This is a genomic window from Brenneria roseae subsp. americana (assembly GCF_003115815.1).
In the GTDB taxonomy this organism is placed as follows: Bacteria; Pseudomonadota; Gammaproteobacteria; order Enterobacterales; family Enterobacteriaceae; genus Brenneria; species Brenneria roseae.
Genome location: NZ_QDKJ01000011.1, coordinates 135,181 through 151,785, shown reverse-complemented (window position 1 = coordinate 151,785; position 16,605 = coordinate 135,181). Strand labels below are relative to the sequence as shown.

Annotated in this window: 14 protein-coding genes, 1 tRNA gene and 1 pseudogene; 11 read left to right on the top strand and 5 right to left on the bottom strand. The window is 49.7% G+C overall.

All coding sequences use genetic code 11. The features are described from left to right. Window positions 1-820: 820 nt before the first annotated feature. From dgcN to B4923_RS14895, 3 genes are read left to right on the top strand one after another with little or no spacing between them, the layout of a single operon-like run. The gene (gene dgcN, locus B4923_RS14905; protein WP_109055149.1) at window positions 821-1,822 is read left to right on the top strand and encodes an N-acetyltransferase DgcN; all 1,002 of its coding nucleotides are present in this window, start codon (window positions 821-823) and stop codon (window positions 1,820-1,822) included. Further along, window positions 1,819-2,799, top strand: coding sequence for an N-acetyl-D-Glu racemase DgcA (gene dgcA / locus B4923_RS14900; protein WP_109055148.1), 981 nt, complete (start codon window positions 1,819-1,821; stop codon window positions 2,797-2,799). The genes dgcN and dgcA overlap by 4 nt, the downstream gene beginning before the upstream one ends. A gap of 42 nt (window positions 2,800-2,841) precedes the next feature. Further along, entirely contained in the window at window positions 2,842-3,702 is an 861-nt protein-coding gene (locus tag B4923_RS14895; protein ID WP_109055147.1) for a D-amino-acid transaminase, read from the top strand. A gap of 113 nt (window positions 3,703-3,815) precedes the next feature. Here B4923_RS14895 and B4923_RS14890 read toward each other — a convergent pair whose 3' ends face one another. Beyond that, window positions 3,816-6,266, bottom strand: coding sequence for a DUF3772 domain-containing protein (locus B4923_RS14890; RefSeq protein ID WP_109055163.1), 2,451 nt, complete (start codon window positions 6,264-6,266; stop codon window positions 3,816-3,818). A gap of 404 nt (window positions 6,267-6,670) precedes the next feature. On the opposite strand from B4923_RS14890, the gene B4923_RS14885 reads away from it, so the two are divergent. Both B4923_RS14885 and B4923_RS14880 read left to right on the top strand, forming a co-directional pair. Next, window positions 6,671-6,747, top strand: a tRNA-Arg gene (locus B4923_RS14885). A gap of 165 nt (window positions 6,748-6,912) precedes the next feature. After that, window positions 6,913-7,323, top strand: a pseudogene (locus tag B4923_RS14880) (tyrosine-type recombinase/integrase); the annotation flags it as partial. 16 nt (window positions 7,324-7,339) lie between these two features. Here B4923_RS14880 and B4923_RS14875 read toward each other — a convergent pair. Together B4923_RS14875 and B4923_RS14870 are read right to left on the bottom strand one after the other, a co-directional pair. Next, window positions 7,340-8,386 (bottom strand): glycosyltransferase family 52, encoded by a 1,047-nt coding sequence (locus B4923_RS14875; protein WP_170116067.1) that lies wholly within the window; start codon window positions 8,384-8,386, stop codon window positions 7,340-7,342. Between the two features lie 545 nt (window positions 8,387-8,931). Continuing rightward, the gene (locus B4923_RS14870; RefSeq protein ID WP_109055144.1) at window positions 8,932-9,243 is read right to left on the bottom strand and encodes a PTS lactose/cellobiose transporter subunit IIA; all 312 of its coding nucleotides are present in this window, start codon (window positions 9,241-9,243) and stop codon (window positions 8,932-8,934) included. Between the two features lie 403 nt (window positions 9,244-9,646). Between B4923_RS14870 and folD the strand changes: the two genes are divergently transcribed. Next, window positions 9,647-10,510 carry a bifunctional methylenetetrahydrofolate dehydrogenase/methenyltetrahydrofolate cyclohydrolase FolD gene (folD, locus tag B4923_RS14865; protein WP_109055143.1) on the top strand — a complete coding sequence of 288 codons (864 nt, stop codon included), beginning with the start codon at window positions 9,647-9,649 and terminating at the stop codon, window positions 10,508-10,510. A 37-nt stretch (window positions 10,511-10,547) separates the two neighbouring features. Next, a complete protein-coding gene (gene ybcJ, locus B4923_RS14860; RefSeq protein WP_109055142.1) occupies window positions 10,548-10,760 on the top strand; it encodes a ribosome-associated protein YbcJ in 213 nt (70 codons plus the stop codon). Window positions 10,761-10,870: 110 nt separating this feature from the next. Here ybcJ and cysS read toward each other — a convergent pair whose 3' ends face one another. After that, a complete protein-coding gene (gene cysS / locus B4923_RS14855; protein ID WP_109055141.1) occupies window positions 10,871-12,256 on the bottom strand; it encodes a cysteine--tRNA ligase in 1,386 nt (461 codons plus the stop codon). Window positions 12,257-12,555: 299 nt separating this feature from the next. Continuing rightward, entirely contained in the window at window positions 12,556-12,978 is a 423-nt protein-coding gene (locus tag B4923_RS14850; protein ID WP_109055140.1) for a DoxX family protein, read from the bottom strand. Window positions 12,979-13,311: 333 nt separating this feature from the next. Between B4923_RS14850 and ppiB the strand changes: the two genes are divergently transcribed. From ppiB to purK, 4 genes are all read left to right on the top strand, one after another. Further along, window positions 13,312-13,806, top strand: coding sequence for a peptidylprolyl isomerase B (gene ppiB / locus B4923_RS14845; protein WP_109055139.1), 495 nt, complete (start codon window positions 13,312-13,314; stop codon window positions 13,804-13,806). Window positions 13,807-13,818: 12 nt separating this feature from the next. Further along, window positions 13,819-14,541, top strand: coding sequence for a UDP-2,3-diacylglucosamine diphosphatase (gene lpxH / locus B4923_RS14840; protein ID WP_109055138.1), 723 nt, complete (start codon window positions 13,819-13,821; stop codon window positions 14,539-14,541). Between the two features lie 211 nt (window positions 14,542-14,752). Beyond that, window positions 14,753-15,262, top strand: a complete 510-nt coding sequence (gene purE / locus B4923_RS14835) for a 5-(carboxyamino)imidazole ribonucleotide mutase (RefSeq protein WP_109055137.1) — start codon at window positions 14,753-14,755, stop codon at window positions 15,260-15,262. Beyond that, the gene (gene purK / locus B4923_RS14830; RefSeq protein ID WP_109055136.1) at window positions 15,259-16,332 is read left to right on the top strand and encodes a 5-(carboxyamino)imidazole ribonucleotide synthase; all 1,074 of its coding nucleotides are present in this window, start codon (window positions 15,259-15,261) and stop codon (window positions 16,330-16,332) included. The genes purE and purK overlap by 4 nt, the downstream gene beginning before the upstream one ends. Window positions 16,333-16,605 lie beyond the last annotated feature (273 nt).

The following is a 16,605-nucleotide window of genomic DNA, read 5'->3' as shown; positions in this document are numbered from 1 at the left end:
CGGCCCGAACAGCGGTCACGTACGCCGAAGGCATCGCGTAGCGACGCGATTTCCCGCGAAAAGCCCGGGGTCATGGGGCGGTGGCGATTGAGCCGCCCCATGTCGGACGCTGCTGCCACGCTTGCAGAAATCTTCGCTAGCTATTGCGCACGAAACCTTAACCTCACTCACAGACATTCTTCCCCAAATTTGTGGGGATCCTTCAGCACAGGGAGCGGGCATGAATGCCCGCCATAAATCTATTAGCTATAGCGACTTATCAACCCAAACATGCGTCCGGGCTATCCACTAGAAAATAATGTATTTCCATCGTTTTTATTTATACCTGCCTTTATCAGAGATATTAATTATTCTTTTGGCAACCGGCAAAAATATCAGAATCATTGATACTGATAATAGGGAAATCGATTTTTTATTAACAAATAAAAAACAAAAAATGCCATTGCTTTATTTTGGGGCCCCATAATAAGTCAACTCACCAAATTGGCGCATTTAAGTCAGTAAGGAAAAATAAAATAGACAAATAAAATCAATTAATTACTAAAAACAAAAACCTATAGCCCCATTCTTTTTTATAAAAATCCGTCACATTTAAAAATAAACATCAATTGCAAAATTTAATTCGTAACAAGTCATAGATACCAGTTTTTTATTTCAATAAAATGATTAAATTGCAGTTCCTATAACTTAATAAGCATTGATATTGACAATAATATATTCATCATTATTATCAGTTTTAACTTCATATCATTTATCAAATTTGACTTTTCAAAAAAGCGATCTTTCAATCAACATTTTCCGATATTTATGAGGATAAATAATGGATATCAAAAAACCTTATTTGTTATTCCTGGGGGATGCACACGATCAGCTGGCAGCCAAGGTGGCGATCGGAATTAAGCAATGGCACCCGGAGTATTGCGTTGGGCAATATCGTATGGATGGTTGCCATGCCGACTGTGACTTACCCGATCTCGACATCAGCACTGCTCGCGCAGCAGGCGCACAAACGTTGGTGATTGGCGTTGCCAACCGCGGCGGTATCATTTCTGAACAATGGATCACGGTACTGAGTCAGGCACTGGAAAGCGGCATGGATCTCGCGGCGGGTCTGCACAATCGTTTGTCCGATGTCCCGGAGCTCAGAGAATTGGCCGCCAAACTTGGCCGGTCGCTGTTCGACGTGCGCCACCCTTCACAAATCTACCCGGTCGCTAACGGACGTAAACGTTCAGGTAAACGCCTGTTACCCGTCGGGACCGACTGCTCCTGCGGCAAGATGTATACTGCGCTGGCAATCGAAAAAGAAATTTTATCACGTGGCGGCAAGGCAACGTTTCGGGCAACCGGCCAAACCGGGATCCTGATTAGCGGCTCCGGCGTCAGTATCGATGCCGTGGTATCCGATTTCATTGCGGGTGCGGTCGAAACCCTCTCTCCAGCCAATGACGAAAACCATTGGGATGTCATCGAAGGCCAGGGTTCGCTGTTCCACCCTTCCTTTGCCGGCGTCACAACCGGCATTATCCATGGCGCTCAACCGGATGCGCTGGTGCTATGTCATGAACCGACACGCAAAACCATGCGTGGTGTCGATTACCCTATCCCCGATTTGGCCGCCTGCATGGCCCTGAATCTGTCAATGGCGAAGTTGACCAACCCTAATGCGCGCTTTGTCGGAATTTCAATAAACAGTGCCGCACTCGGTGAAGAAGAAGCATTACAATTAATGATCGATCTTGAGAAGAAATTTGGCCTGCCTGTTGTGGATCCGTTCCGGCAGGGAGTAGGACGTATTGTTGACCAATTGGCTGACCTATGATCGACATTCAATTATCCCATGAAAGCTGGCCGTTGCAGGGTACATTTACCATCTCCCGCGGCAGCAAAACCCAGGCTGATGTGGTTGTGGTTACGCTGCAATCCGGTGAAGCCACGGGCTATGGTGAATGCGTGCCCTATGCCCGTTACGGAGAATCCATCGCCAGCGTGATGGAACAAATCACCGCGTTAAACGGCGATATCCGTCACGGTCTGGATCGTGAATCTCTGCAAACCCGGCTACCGGCGGGCGCAGCGCGTAATGCGCTCGACTGCGCCTTTTGGGATCTGGAATGCAAACAGCATAACCAGCGAATCTGGCAGCGTCTGAATCTGCCGGCGCCGGACGTCTTGGAAACGGCCTACACCTTGTCGCTGGACACGCCGGCACGGATGCAGCAGGCGGCGCAGCAAAACGCCCACCGTCCGTTGCTCAAGCTGAAACTGGCGGACAAAGACGATTTGGCCAGAGTGACGGCGGTACGCAAAGGGGCTCCCTCCGCACGCTTGATTGTGGATGCCAACGAAGGATGGGATGCCGATCTCTATCTCAAGTTGGTGCCGGAACTCGCCGCGCTAGGCGTTGCGATGATCGAACAGCCACTTCCCGCCGGGAAAGACGGCGTATTGGCTGAATTGCCACACCCGATCCCGATATGCGCCGATGAGTCCTGCCATGACAGTCATTCACTTGAGGCCATCGCCGGGTGCTATGACATGATCAATATCAAGCTGGACAAAACCGGTGGTTTGACCGAGGCTCTTCGCCTGCGCGCCCGCGCACTGGATCTGGGTTTGCAGATCATGGTTGGCTGTATGGTAGGCACGTCGCTGTCGATGGCGCCAGCCTTTATCGTGGCTCAGGGTGCACAGGTTGTCGATCTGGACGGCCCACTGTTATTACAGCGCGATCGAACCAACGGGCTGCATTATGACGGCAGCAAAATACACACGTCAGCAGCGGCGCTGTGGGGCTAAAACGCGTTAAGCTGCATTGAACGACTATTGAGGAGTGTTGTAATGCAACGTCTTGTTTATGTTGATGGGCAATATGTGCTGGAGAGCGAGGCAAAAGTTTCTGTATTTGACCGTGGTTTCCTCTTCGCCGACGCCGTATATGAAGTGACCGCGGTTGTGAATGGCAAACTGGCCGAGTTTGACGGTCATATGACGCGTCTACAGCGTTCCTGCCGTGAACTGTCACTCACGCTGCCCGTTACCCCAACCGAACTGAAGGATATTCATCATGCCCTGATCGAAAAAAATGGCATGAAAGAAGGCGCGATCTATTTGCAGCTAAGCCGCGGTAACGCGGGCGATCGTGACTTCCATTTTCCTTCGGCCGAAGTAAAACCCACGCTGGTACTGTTTACCCAGGCCCGTGCCGTTCTGGACAATCCCAAAGCGGACAGCGGCCTGCATGTCGTAACCTGTCCCGACATACGCTGGCACCGCCGGGATATTAAAACCGTCGGCCTGCTTGCAGCCTGTCTGGCGAAAGAGTATGCCCATGCTCAGCATGCCGATGATGCCTTTATGGTAGAAAACGGATTCATTACCGAAGGCAGCTCCTGTAACTGCTATATCGTCCTGCACGATAAAACCGTGGTAACGCGCCCGTTAAGCAACGACATCCTGCACGGCATTACCCGTCAATCGTTGCTGAAGCTGGCTTCTGGCGATCAGATTAAACTGGAAGAACGGCTCTTCACTCCGGAAGAAGCCTACCACGCCAGCGAAATTTTCATCAGTTCAGCAACCACCTTCGTTTTACCGGTGGTTACGCTTGACGGCAAAACTATTGGAGACGGTAAACCCGGCCCGGTAGCCCGTCGGCTAAGAGAAATCTATATTGAGATGGTGAAACAGCAGGTCAGGTAAGCTCCAGACCGCGTTTCAGGCAAAAAGGCTCCCGGTGTCAACACCGGAGCCTTTTTTACTTTATACAACAATGGAACGTCTTGGCACCCTCGCCCACATTTTCTAACGGCGCATTACGGTTTCCCTTCGATCTCAACATCATCCGACAGGCCAGCGACTGGGGTTTCCAGCACCATTCTCTGCGGCACCGCCAAAGGAATACTGGATTCCCTCAACCGTCTGATAATATCAAACAGCAGATCGCTTTTCGCTCCTGAAACCAGACGCGGGCTGCTGACATAGCCTGTTACGCTCAACACCATACCCGTCGGGGTTAACTGGCTGAACGTGACGGATGGCGCTGGCGAGTCAAGCACAGACTCATGGGCAGTATAGGCATCCAGCAAAATGGATCTGACTTCCTCAGGATCGATATCCAGCGGAAACGTCAACGCAAGCGTCGCCACCCCAAGCGCATTTCCCATTGTAATGTTGCGCACATTCTGCGAGATAAACTGCGAGTTAGGGACAATGACCGTTGAACGGTCACTCAACTGAATTTCCGTTGCCCGCACGTTAATCCGTCTGATATCCCCTTCTACGCCGCTGATATTCACCAGATCACCCACTTTAACCGGACGTTCGGTCAGCAGAATCAACCCGGAAATGAAGTTTTTTACGATCTCCTGTAAGCCGAAACCGATACCCACCGACAACGCACTGACAATCCATGCCAGCTTATTCCACTGGATACCGAGCGTTGCCAACGTCAGCAGGATAATCAGGATATAACCTATATTACTGAACAACGTCACCAGTGACGCCCGGATACCGCGATCCAGCATCGTTTTGGGAAGGAATTCAACCTCCAGCCAGCGTTTCGAGGAGCGCAAAACATAGACCCCGATCACCAGCAAAAGCAGCGCATTCACCAAATGGGCAGGCACAATACTTAATGTTTCCAGCCCTTTGCCGCCCCAGAGCTCAACGGCTTTTTGTACCAGCGCCAACGGCGTCGTAGTGCCAAACGTACCGTTCAGTAACGCGACTGCCGCCATCAGAATCAAAAACACTTTACCAGCGGCGGAAAGCAACGCCGCTGCCTGCGCTAAGTGCCGATCGTCAAGATTGAGCGAGTTTTTAATTCGCCGTCCGCTGGCATTATTGGGCGAAAATACACTTTCACAGATATCGGTAATAAACGTTGAAAATAGATAAAGGCAGGAAAATACCATACCGATCCAGACCAGTTCATAGGTCAGGAACCGGGCCAGCGAGATATAACCAATGATCAGTGAAAGCAGTACAGAGAGCGAGGTAGCCAGCACGGCAAGGTGAATTAGTCCGGCCAGCGTGGAACGTGCTTCCGGCTGCGCACCATCACGCACCATCTGGCGACGGACTTGATCGCTCTTTAACGTAATCGCGCCAGAGGTCAACGCCAGAAAAAAGGCGGAAAGCCCATTGACCATGATAGTAGCAGCCACAGACGTCCCCACTGTAGCCGTAACCTGTTCAACAATGCCAAAAACCAGAATGAACACCGCGGCGACCACGGGGAAAGGCTTCATCGCCTTGGCTACCGGATTCGCGATCGCGGGCAACCGCCAGGATGGTCGCTGATTCGAAAGAAACGCACGCCCCAGCCCCGCAATCACCGAACAAAAGACCACCAACTGCGTCAGCGTATCCAGGAACGTGTTTACCCGTTCAGCCGACTCACCATGACGGGTAAACGTGAAATCCACTAAATTTGCGGCAATGCCTATTGTCAACACGGTGGAAATAACGCTTGCCGTTGCCAGAAAACTTCGTCTTAAGCGTCCTTCCGGCAACAGATGAATCCCGGCCCAGGCCAGGTACTTCTCCAGATAACGGCGTCCCGCGGAGACCAGGGCAGCAGCGACCAACAGCAGAAAAATGGAACCATATCGCCAGTCGGGTTCCCAGGAAGCCAGGAATGCCTGATTCAACTGTCCCTGAAACACACTGAGCCGCCGCAAATCCTCCGCTTGCGGCGTCACAATAGGCGACCAAAAACGTGCGCCTAAAATACTGCCGGAATTCAATGCCAACTGGGTTTTCAACGCATTACGCCGCAGGGTGATAATCTGCGCGGAAAGGTTGGACGCGCCGGCCCGCAATGCCTGAATTTTCTCAATCTGAGTATCCAGCTTTGCCTTCTGCGCATTTAAAGTGTTGCGCTTACGGGTGACCTCATTAGTTTCATTAATGGTGGAGCCAGGTTCCGGCGCAGGCCCAAGAACATCCAGTTGCGCCTGTAATTGCGCCCCGAGCGGAGCGACAGACGCAGAAAGGTCATCGGCACTGTTGACCAGTTGCAGCGTCGTGTCGTTCAACGCCCCGAACTTGCTATCGCTGTTGGCGCTCGACACCTGCTGTTTAATGCTATCCAACTGCTTCTGCAACTTCACCAGTTCAGCATCAATATTTACTTTCACTGGCGCTTCAGTTTGTACAGGCTGCGGGTCAGCATCGGATTCTGCCGCAGTTGCATATCCGGCAGGCAACATAAACATCGCCAAAAGACAAATACGCAATAATGCGGATAACAAATTATGCATAAATCGAAAAATTCCCAGTTCGACAGAAATTGCGGAGGTTATAAACAACAGTAACCGTACCAGACAACCCAAATTGTCATTTTATCTAGTGTACCAACGTCGTATTCCGGCGAATACGTCTGAACATAACTTACAGCGGATTTCTGAGGCGGCACAGCGGAGAATGCTGAAAGACGCATCCTTTTCATATTTAGCATGAATGAAGCTCGCTAACGCGACGACCCGCAAGGGTGGCCGCAAGGGATGATGGACCCCAAAAAAGCGCAGACGACAGTGAGATAGACCAAAGCTGTACAGGGATTCACCGTATAGCGGAAATCACACGCCAATTCGTTGACTCACTGAGGCGTGTGGGTATAATCCAGCCCACTGTTATCTCACTGACAGTGCGATCTCTTCGCAACGCGCCCTTAGCTCAGCTGGATAGAGCAACGGCCTTCTAAGCCGTAGGTCACAGGTTCGAATCCTGTAGGGCGTACCATAATTTCGTATTCCGACGTTTATTAAAGTCTACAAACCCCTTAAAAATCAGCATAGTTACCTGACATCAGGTCTTCTGACGTCTACCTGTATCTCTTGTGTTCTACGCTCAAGTGGGGGGTATGTTTAGGGGTATCCACAGATTCAATAAAAGTGATACCCCCAAATGAAGCTAACAGCACGGCAAGTTGACGTCGCTAAACCCAAAGATAAACCTTATAAACTCGCTTATGGTGGCGGTTTGTATTTACTGGTTAACCCCAATGGTTCACGCTACTGGCGTTTAAAGTATCGCTATGCAGGGAAAGAAAAATTACTTTCCATCGGCACTTATCCCGATGTGTCATTGGCTGATGCAGGAGCGAAACGAGATGAAGCCAAAAAGCTTCTTGCGAATGGCGGCGATCCGAGCGAAGAAAAGCAGATTGAAACACAGGCAAAAATCGCGGCGGTCAATAATAGCGTTGAGCTTATCGCCATTGAATGGCATACATATAAACGGCCTCACTGGTCAAAAAGTTATACTGATGACATCCTCGAATACCTGAAGAAAGATATTTTTCCCTATATTGGTAAAATAATATTTAGATCGTTTAAACGGGAAGGTTTAATTTGTTAGTCACCGACCCGGCCCACGGCTGATCTATATTGATGATGTCCGCGCCATCATTAATCAGATAGTGACTAGACAACCTAATATCGTCTCTCAAAAACTGAGAATCCAGCACGATGCAATGGATGTTGTCATTGCAGGCAAGATTAAACTGGCATGTGCTGGAAAAGCCGTAAACATTGATTTTGTGGTATTCTCTGGTTAATTTAAAAATCACTTTTTCAGAGATTTCATTGGATTCCTTCCTATACTCTTTAAGAAAATCGCTATCGCGTTCTCTGGGGTGAGGCAGATAAATGCACTGTCCCAGGTTATCCAGCAGATATTTGATGTCGCACTTGAACTTAAAAACCACCATTTCTTTTAATAGCGATAACTCGTCATCGCCTTTAAGTATTTCATTGAATTTAGAACCAATAAAAACGTTGCATTCATCTTTTTTATTTAACGCATGACCTGTATGTTTTTGCTGCCCGAACAGGCTGATGTATGTTAAATCACATTTGACATTAACGTCTTCGTTATGCTTCAGGATGGTGTAATGCCTGACGGCACTCTCGATAATATGTCTGGGCGTATATTTTCTTTTAAACAGTTTCTTTGCAATCGTGATGCCGATGGCGTTGTCATCTTTATATTCTCTGGTATAGAACAGTGGCGAATTGACGTTTATCACACCGTCGTCAAAAGTCTTGATATTATCGAATCGGCAGAAAGATAAAACATAATTGACCAGCGTGGAGTTGGCATTGGCGAGATAGATATCCCTGTAGCTCTTTCCGACAAAGAGCATTTTTAATTTTATCACATCCCACAATTCAGGCTTCCGACTAAACAGATAGCTACGTCCGCCGTTCACTTTCAATTCAGCAAATTCATGGTCGATTAACGGTGTCCGATTGGAGGAAAAAAAGAAAAAGTCGATATTTTCTTTAGCAAGACCTTCCTCTTCAATGATGCGACCCAGCGTAAACGCCTGCAACGGCGTAAAACAGAGCATCAGGTCCTTTTTTATTTTTTTAGTCATTAAGATACAAACACCTTTAATCATTTTCCCGAAATATTGTTTAATCGCCCACCCTGAGTTGGTAAAAACAACAGAGCTGTTTTTACCTGTACATTAACGAGCCTTCTGACGTGACGTCAGGCAATAAGAACCTCTTCCCATAAAAAGGAATAAAAAACAGATAAAACATTGGGTTATGTTAATTTTCGGAAATATCTTATCCGCAATTATGATCAAAAGATAATCGTTTTCATAGATCGATTCGATCGTATCGATCGGTGATAACGATCGAAAGCACAGTAGTTAGATGTTCGTGTAACAGCATAAAAAAACAAACGAGTGAATAATGAGAAAGCAGGCCGGGAGAACGAGCTTATCTACTCGATGGTAGCGCTTCGCCTGTGGTTTCAGCGGTTGCATTCCTCTACGTGAATCGTTCCCTTCAGCGACGGGGAAAGCGCTCCAGTCAGGGTAACCCCTGACTGGAAAGGATGGGTATTTAGCATGCGGTATTAAGCCTGAAGCCAAATGGTGCCGACGACAACACTCTCGAGATCCTTTTCATTTTATCTTACGCCAGACACATCTTTTCTAAGAGCAATAATCTCTTCAGCCAGTTCACGGCACAGCATTGCATTCATTAAATGATCCTGTGCATGTACCATGATGAGATCGAGGCTCGTCTTTTCCTTATCATGGCTGCCAATAAATCCCGTCTGGATAAGTTGCGCCTTACTCAAAGCCGCTGCCGCCATTTTCAGCAGTTGATCGACATGTTCCCATTCACCCCTGCGGGCCGAACGAAGCGCTTCCATCGAACAGGAACGTGTCTCGCCAGATTTAACAATGAGCTCAATCATCCGAGTTTCCACATCCATTTTATCTTCCCCCGAATTAAAAACCGTTGTTACGTCATTTTTTCACCAGCTGATTGATCCTTTTGTTGTGCCCAATAAATCCTGAATACAAATAGACGACAGATATGCCTATAACCTGAAAGGTAACGGGCATCTTTTCCTGTTATTAATAACAGCCTGACAATTAAATATAGATGATAAATTCATGATGGCGGTGAGCAGACCTTGCCGCAGTTATCAAAATCACCGATAAAACGCGATATCGCATCGAACATAGCGACAGAAACGACATGGCGGTTAATTCATCATTGGCGAAAATAGCCTCATTGACACAATTTATGTTTACGCAATGCCTGACAGCAAGCGCCGCTTCTGACAAAATAGCGCCATCTCTCGTACTTAATACTGATGGACCTCATCTCAGATGGCAGCAAAGATTATTGATGGTAAAACGATTGCGCAGCAGGTCAAAGACGAAGTGGCTACGCAGGTAAAACAGCGTCTGGCGGCAGGAAAACGCGCACCGGGGCTGGCCGTTGTCCTCGTCGGTGAAAACCCCGCCTCACAGATTTACGTTGCCAGTAAACGTAAAGTCTGCGAAGAAGTCGGTTTCATTTCCCGCTCTTATGATTTACCCGCCACAACCACGGAACCGGAATTACTGGCGCTGATTGATAAACTGAACGCAGACAAAACGATTGACGGCATCCTGGTTCAGCTCCCACTGCCGGAAGGAATTGATAACACCAAGGTCATCGAACGTATTGCGCCAGATAAAGACGTCGATGGTTTCCACCCCTACAATGTTGGCCGTTTGTGCCAGCGCGCCCCGCTGCTGCGTGCCTGTACCCCTCGCGGTATCATCACGCTGCTGGAACGCTACAATATTGATACTTTTGGCCTGAACGCGGTGGTTGTCGGCGCATCCAATATCGTTGGTCGTCCGATGAGTCTGGAATTGCTGCTGGCAGGTTGTACGACTACCGTGGCGCATCGTTTCACCAAAAATCTGCGTCATCACATAGAAAATGCCGACCTGCTGGTGGTCGCCGTGGGCAAACCGGGCTTTATTCCCGGCGAGTGGATCAAACCCGGCGCGATCGTGCTAGATGTGGGTATCAACCGCCTCGAAAATGGCAAAGTCGTTGGTGATGTGGAGTTTGCAACCGCACAGGAAAGAGCCTCTTATATCAGTCCGGTGCCGGGCGGCGTTGGGCCGATGACGGTCGCCACCCTGATTCAGAACACGTTGCAGGCTTGCGAAGAATATCACGATAGCGCCGAATAATTCGGCAGCTATCAAAACACCAAGAAATCAGGAAATTATGAATATTTTTCATCTCGAAAACCACCCGCATGTTGAACTGTGCGACCTGTTGAAGCTATTGGGTTGGAGTGAGAGCGGCGCGGCGGCCAAATTGGCTATCGCGGCAGGCGAAGTGACCGTTGACGGACAAGTTGAAACGCGTAAACGTTGCAAAATCGTCGCGGGTCAGAAAGTCGGGTTTGATGGCGAGACGGTAGAAGTCGCTGCCTGATATCCCAGATAAAAAGTCGCCGACGGCGATCCGGCGCAGCATAATCCGGCGCAAAAAAAGCCCGCGGTGATATCATCGCGGGCTTTTTGTTTACTGAAGACGATAACGGATTACTTACGTCGCCAGGTTGTTCCCTGTGGACCATCTTCCAGGATGATACCGAGTTCATTCAATCTATCGCGAGCCTGATCCGCCAATGCCCAATCTTTGGCCGCTCTGGCGTCTTTACGCTGTTTGATCAACCCTTCAATTTCCTTAACTTCGTCGTCATCGGCCTGTGCGCCGCTTTGCAGGAAGACCTCTGGATCTTGCTCTAACAGGCCAAGCACGTTAGCCAGATTGCGCAACGCCGATGCCAGCTGATTCGCTGCCTGCGGATCTTCCGTTTTAAGGCGGTTTACGTCACGTGCCATATCAAACAGCACGGAGTAAGCTTCCGGCGTATTGAAATCGTCGTTCATGGCTTCACGGAAGCGAGCTTCAAACGCTTCGCCCCCCTGTGCTGCAACACGGCGATCGGTACCACGCAGCGCCGTATATAAACGTTCGAGCGCCGAACGCGCTTGTTTCAGATTTTCTTCGCTGTAATTCAACTGACTGCGGTAGTGGCCCGACATCAGGAAGTAACGCACCGTTTCCGGGTCGTAATAGGCCAGCACATCACGTACGGTGAAGAAGTTATTCAGCGACTTCGACATTTTTTCCCGATCAACCATCACCATGCCAGAGTGCATCCAGTAGTTCACATAAGGGCCGTCATGCGCACAACTGGACTGGGCAATTTCATTTTCATGGTGCGGGAACATCAAATCCGACCCTCCCCCGTGAATATCAAAATGTTCGCCCAGCTGTTTACAGTTCATGGCCGAACACTCGATATGCCAACCGGGACGCCCTTCTCCCCACGGTGAAGACCAATGCGGCTCGCCCGGCTTGGACATTTTCCACAGTACAAAATCCATCGGGTTATGTTTAACTTCAGTGATCTCTACGCGAGCGCCCGCCTGAAGCTGAGCCAGATCCTGGCGGGATAGCACACCATATCCTGGCGCAGTAGCCACTGAGAACATGACGTCGCCGTTCGAAGCGACATAGGCATGGCGACGTGCAATCAGCTTTTCAACCAGCTCGATAATCTCGGCAATATGATGAGTCGCACGCGGCTCCGTATCCGGACGCAAAATATTCAGCGCATCGAAATCAGCATGCATTTCCGCGATCATTCTGGTGGTCAGCTGCTCGCTGGTTTCACCATTCTCCGCCGCACGTTTAATAATTTTATCGTCAATATCAGTGATATTCCGCACATATTTCAGCGAATATCCCAAATAACGTAAATACCGAGCCACCACATCAAACGCCACAAAAGTACGCCCGTGACCGATATGACACAGGTCATATACGGTAATTCCACACACATACATCCCCACTTGACCGGCGTGGATAGGTTTGAATTCCTCTTTTTGGCGACTCAGCGTATTAAAAATCTTTAGCATCAGGGCATTCCATGGTGTTCGCAGGATAGGTGGATCATCGTTCGCTGTCAGCATGCGCATAACATCAATTTGCTAAGGGCTTCGCAACCCTAACGGCGTATTGAAACCTGAACCCCATTCTATTGCAAGACTGATACAACGGAATAAACAGATAATTGACAGGGAATAAAATCATCGACTTCCAACAACATGAGGTAAAGCGGAAACGATCGCGGCAGGATAACGTTTGAGAATGGCAACAAAAAGGCCCGGAAATCCGGACCTTTCATAACATGCTGTAACCCAGTCAGGACGCCATATTAGCGCCAGCGCGGATTCGACATGACTGAATATTTACCGCTGCCCAACAGGGCGATAGCCAGACCGGCAAAGAAGAAAACCGCTGCCGGTTCAACGCCCCATGCTCCCGTTTTCGTCAGCATGGCGAAAGCGGCCGGGTTTGACAATAAAGCGGCAACAACCATGGTGAAAGAGAAAATCAGTGCTGCAGGACGGGTCAGAATTCCCAGGATCATCAGCACGGGCATAGCAACTTCACCAATATAAACGCCATAGCCGACAAACGTCGGAATCCCCGCAGCAGTGAGCATGCCTTCAACGCTGCCAATACCGCCATGCACCTTATGCCATCCATGGAACAACATCAGAATACTGAAAGACAAACGCAGTAGCAGTTTTCCAAAATCGGGCTTATCTAATACTCGATTAATACTGTCCAGCATAATTCACCTATCTATTTAGCGTTATTCGGAAGGTAATACGAATCACTCTCAGATTAATCTGGGTCATTAATAAAGAATATGATGATTACTCCATACATTGATCTAGCGCAAGAAAAATATCATTCAAATAAATTATCAAAAAACCCAAAATTTGATCAATTTATTTGTATTAGTGATGTTTGCTGATATCTCCCTCGGTATGGGGACAACCGCTGCTTAAGATAACGGCTCTGCTGACTCGGCCCGTCAGTTATGTTATAAGAGCGCTCTTGATCGCTCACCGTGTATGGTGAACATCATTCTCATTATTATGGCTATCTAGGGTTCATTACTATGATCACGTTTCATACAAACCACGGCGATATCGTTATCAATACCTTCGCAGATAAAGCGCCGGTCACCGTAGAAAACTTCCTGAATTACTGCCGCAGCGGTTTTTACGACAATACTATTTTCCACCGCGTTATCAATGGTTTTATGATCCAGGGCGGCGGTTTTGCACCGGGTATGGAGCAAAAAAGCACCAGCGCGGCGATTAAGAATGAAGCCAATAATGGCTTGAAAAACACCCGCGGCACGCTGGCCATGGCGCGTACCAACGATCCGCATTCCGCTACGGCGCAGTTCTTTATTAACGTCGTCGACAATGACTTCCTGAACTTCCGCTCAGAACGTGCTGACGGTTGGGGCTACTGCGTATTTGCCGAAGTCACCGAAGGCATGGACGTGGTTGACAAAATCAAAGGCGTCGCGACCGGTCGCAGCGGTATGCATCAGGACGTACCGAAAGAAGACGTCGTGATCACCAGCGTAACCGTCAGCGAGTAATCCTGGCAGTCTATGGCGACTCTGTTTATTGCCGATCTGCATTTAAGTCTTCACGAACCGGCGATTACCGCCGGTTTTCTGCGTTTTTTACGCCATGAAGCCGTGAACGCGGATGCGCTTTATATTCTGGGCGATTTGTTTGATGCCTGGATCGGTGATGACGATCAGCAGCCGCTGCACGCGACGGTGGCATCTGCCCTGTATGAACTGCATCAGCACGGCGTTCCCTGCTATTTCGTACACGGCAATCGTGATTTTCTGATCGGCAAGCGCTTTGCCCGGCAAAGCGGGCTGACGCTCTTGCCAACGGAAACGGTACTCAATCTGTATGGCCGGCAGGTTCTCATTTTACATGGCGATACGCTGTGTACCGACGATCCCGCCTACCAGAGATTTCGCCGCCGGGTACACAATCCATTGATACAACGTCTCTTCCTGCTGTTGCCGTTGTGCCTGCGACTCAACATCGCTGAAAGAATGCGGGCAGCCAGCCGGCATGCCAATCAGCATAAATCACAGCAGATTATGGATGTGAACCCCGAAGCGGTCATCCGCCGTCTCCAGCATTATCAGGTCAACACCATGATCCACGGCCATACCCATCGTCCGGCCATTCATCAGCTTGTTGTCAACCACGCTGAAGCACAACGTGCTGTCCTGGGCGCCTGGCACCATGAAGGCTCCATGATTAAAGTGACCAGTCAGGACATTGAACTGATCACCTTCCCATTCTGACGCCTTGCTGGTGTTAATTCTTTTTCCTCATTGGGTTAGCCCACGATGGTAGCGGCAATCCGTCATTCAGGCCTACGCAACCGTTTTCCTCGCCATAAGGTCATGGTATGCTCTACGCCCTCAACGCCAGAGCACGGTCTATCTCTATCTGGCCGACGCAGTTCTCTTGCCCTGCGTCACGATCATGTAAAATCACAGGAGCTTTACAGGCATGTCATCCAACGTTGCCCCGGCTAAAATCGCCATCGTCATGGGTTCCAAAAGTGACTGGGCCACCATGCAGTTTGCCGCAGAGATTCTCACCACACTGAATATCCCTTTTCATGTTGAAGTTATCTCCGCCCACCGTACCCCCGATAAATTGTTCAGTTTCGCGGAGCAAGCCTCTCAGAACGGTTTTGATGTGATTATCGCCGGTGCCGGTGGCGCAGCGCACTTGCCGGGTATGCTGGCCGCTAAAACGCTGGTTCCCGTACTGGGCGTTCCGGTACAAAGCGCCGCCCTGAGCGGCGTTGACAGCCTGTATTCGATTGTCCAGATGCCGCGCGGCATACCCGTAGGCACGCTGGCGATCGGTAAAGCCGGCGCGGCCAATGCCGCCCTGTTGGCCGCACAAATCCTTGCCCTGCATGACAGCGCCATCGCCACGCGTCTGGCTGACTGGCGGCAGAGCCAGACCGATGAAGTGTTATCCAATCCTGACCCCCGGGGGGAAGTATGAAACCGGTTTGCGTGTTAGGTAACGGTCAGTTGGGCAGGATGCTGCGTCAGGCCGGTGAGCCGTTAGGCATCGTCGTTTATCCGGTCGGTCTGGATGCGGAACCGGAATCGGTTCCGTTTCAGAACAGTGTGATTACTGCCGAGATCGAACGTTGGCCGGAAACCGCCCTCACGAATGAACTGGCGGCACACACCGCATTCGTTAACCGCGACATTTTCCCACGTCTGGCCGATCGCCTCACGCAAAAGCAGTTGCTGGATTCTCTGCATCTGGCTACCGCCCCCTGGCAGTTACTTGCCAGCGAAGAAGAATGGCCGCAGGTTTTTGCCCGGCTGGGCGAATTGGCTATCGTCAAACGCCGCGTAGGTGGTTACGACGGTCGGGGCCAATGGCGTTTACGCGAGGGTGAACGAACGACGTTGCCTGCCGACTGCTACGGCGAATGTATTGTTGAACAAGGCATTAATTTCTCCGGTGAGGTGTCGCTGGTCGGCGCCCGCAACGCGCATGGCAAATGCGTGTTCTACCCGCTGACGCATAACCTGCATCAGGACGGTATTCTGCGCACCAGCGTCGTTCTGCCGCAGCCGATACCTCAACTCCAGCAGCAGGCCGAACAGATGTTATCGGCCATTATGAACGAACTGGATTACGTGGGCGTCATGGCGATGGAGTGTTTCATCGTAGGCGATCGCCTGCTAATCAATGAGCTCGCGCCACGTGTACACAATAGTGGACACTGGACACAAAACGGCGCCTCCATCAGCCAGTTTGAGCTGCACCTGCGCGCCATTCTGGATCTGCCAATGCCGGTACCGGCTGTCGATACTGCGTCGGTGATGGTCAACCTGATCGGCACCGATGTGAATATCGACTGGCTTTCGTTGCCACTGGTGCATTTACACTGGTATGAAAAAGAGGTGCGGCCAGGGCGCAAAGTCGGACACCTGAACTTACAGGCCCAGGATAGCGCTCAACTTCAGCAGACATTGCAATCACTGGCAGCAATGCTGACGGATGAATATCAAAGCGGTTTGCGTTGGGCACAGGAAAAATTGTCTATTGAATAAACCGATCTGCGCTCCAGTACACTGCGTTATCGTTGTCTGGAGCGTGTTTCGTATTGGCGATAGCCTTCCATAGGCATTCATTTGCCATGACAGGTTTGCCCTTTTCGCCGCCGATCATGAACAAAATGAAAGCAACAGACGGAAAGATAAAAGAAAAAAAATGATTTTTAAGCGTGACATCTCAATATTTGGGTTTATTATTTAAACGGTACGATTTTTTAACAAGCCTCCTATTTCTGGTTATTTTTTATCACTCAGCCCTTAAATAAAGCA

Bases quoted from the DNA above. Each gene is read 5' to 3' on its own strand.
- ppiB (WP_109055139.1), top strand. From the start codon at position 13,312: ATGATCACGTTTCATACAAACCACGGCGATATCGTTATCAATACCTTC.
- folD (WP_109055143.1), top strand. From the start codon at position 9,647: ATGGCAGCAAAGATTATTGATGGTAAAACGATTGCGCAGCAGGTCAAA.
- B4923_RS14870 (WP_109055144.1), bottom strand. From the start codon at position 9,243: ATGGATGTGGAAACTCGGATGATTGAGCTCATTGTTAAATCTGGCGAG.
- cysS (WP_109055141.1), bottom strand. From the start codon at position 12,256: ATGCTAAAGATTTTTAATACGCTGAGTCGCCAAAAAGAGGAATTCAAA.
- lpxH (WP_109055138.1), top strand. From the start codon at position 13,819: ATGGCGACTCTGTTTATTGCCGATCTGCATTTAAGTCTTCACGAACCG.
- B4923_RS14890 (WP_109055163.1), bottom strand. From the start codon at position 6,266: ATGCATAATTTGTTATCCGCATTATTGCGTATTTGTCTTTTGGCGATG.
- ybcJ (WP_109055142.1), top strand. From the start codon at position 10,548: ATGAATATTTTTCATCTCGAAAACCACCCGCATGTTGAACTGTGCGAC.
- B4923_RS14895 (WP_109055147.1), top strand. From the start codon at position 2,842: ATGCAACGTCTTGTTTATGTTGATGGGCAATATGTGCTGGAGAGCGAG.
- dgcA (WP_109055148.1), top strand. From the start codon at position 1,819: ATGATCGACATTCAATTATCCCATGAAAGCTGGCCGTTGCAGGGTACA.
- dgcN (WP_109055149.1), top strand. From the start codon at position 821: ATGGATATCAAAAAACCTTATTTGTTATTCCTGGGGGATGCACACGAT.
- purK (WP_109055136.1), top strand. From the start codon at position 15,259: ATGAAACCGGTTTGCGTGTTAGGTAACGGTCAGTTGGGCAGGATGCTG.
- purE (WP_109055137.1), top strand. From the start codon at position 14,753: ATGTCATCCAACGTTGCCCCGGCTAAAATCGCCATCGTCATGGGTTCC.
- B4923_RS14875 (WP_170116067.1), bottom strand. From the start codon at position 8,386: ATGACTAAAAAAATAAAAAAGGACCTGATGCTCTGTTTTACGCCGTTG.
- B4923_RS14850 (WP_109055140.1), bottom strand. From the start codon at position 12,978: ATGCTGGACAGTATTAATCGAGTATTAGATAAGCCCGATTTTGGAAAA.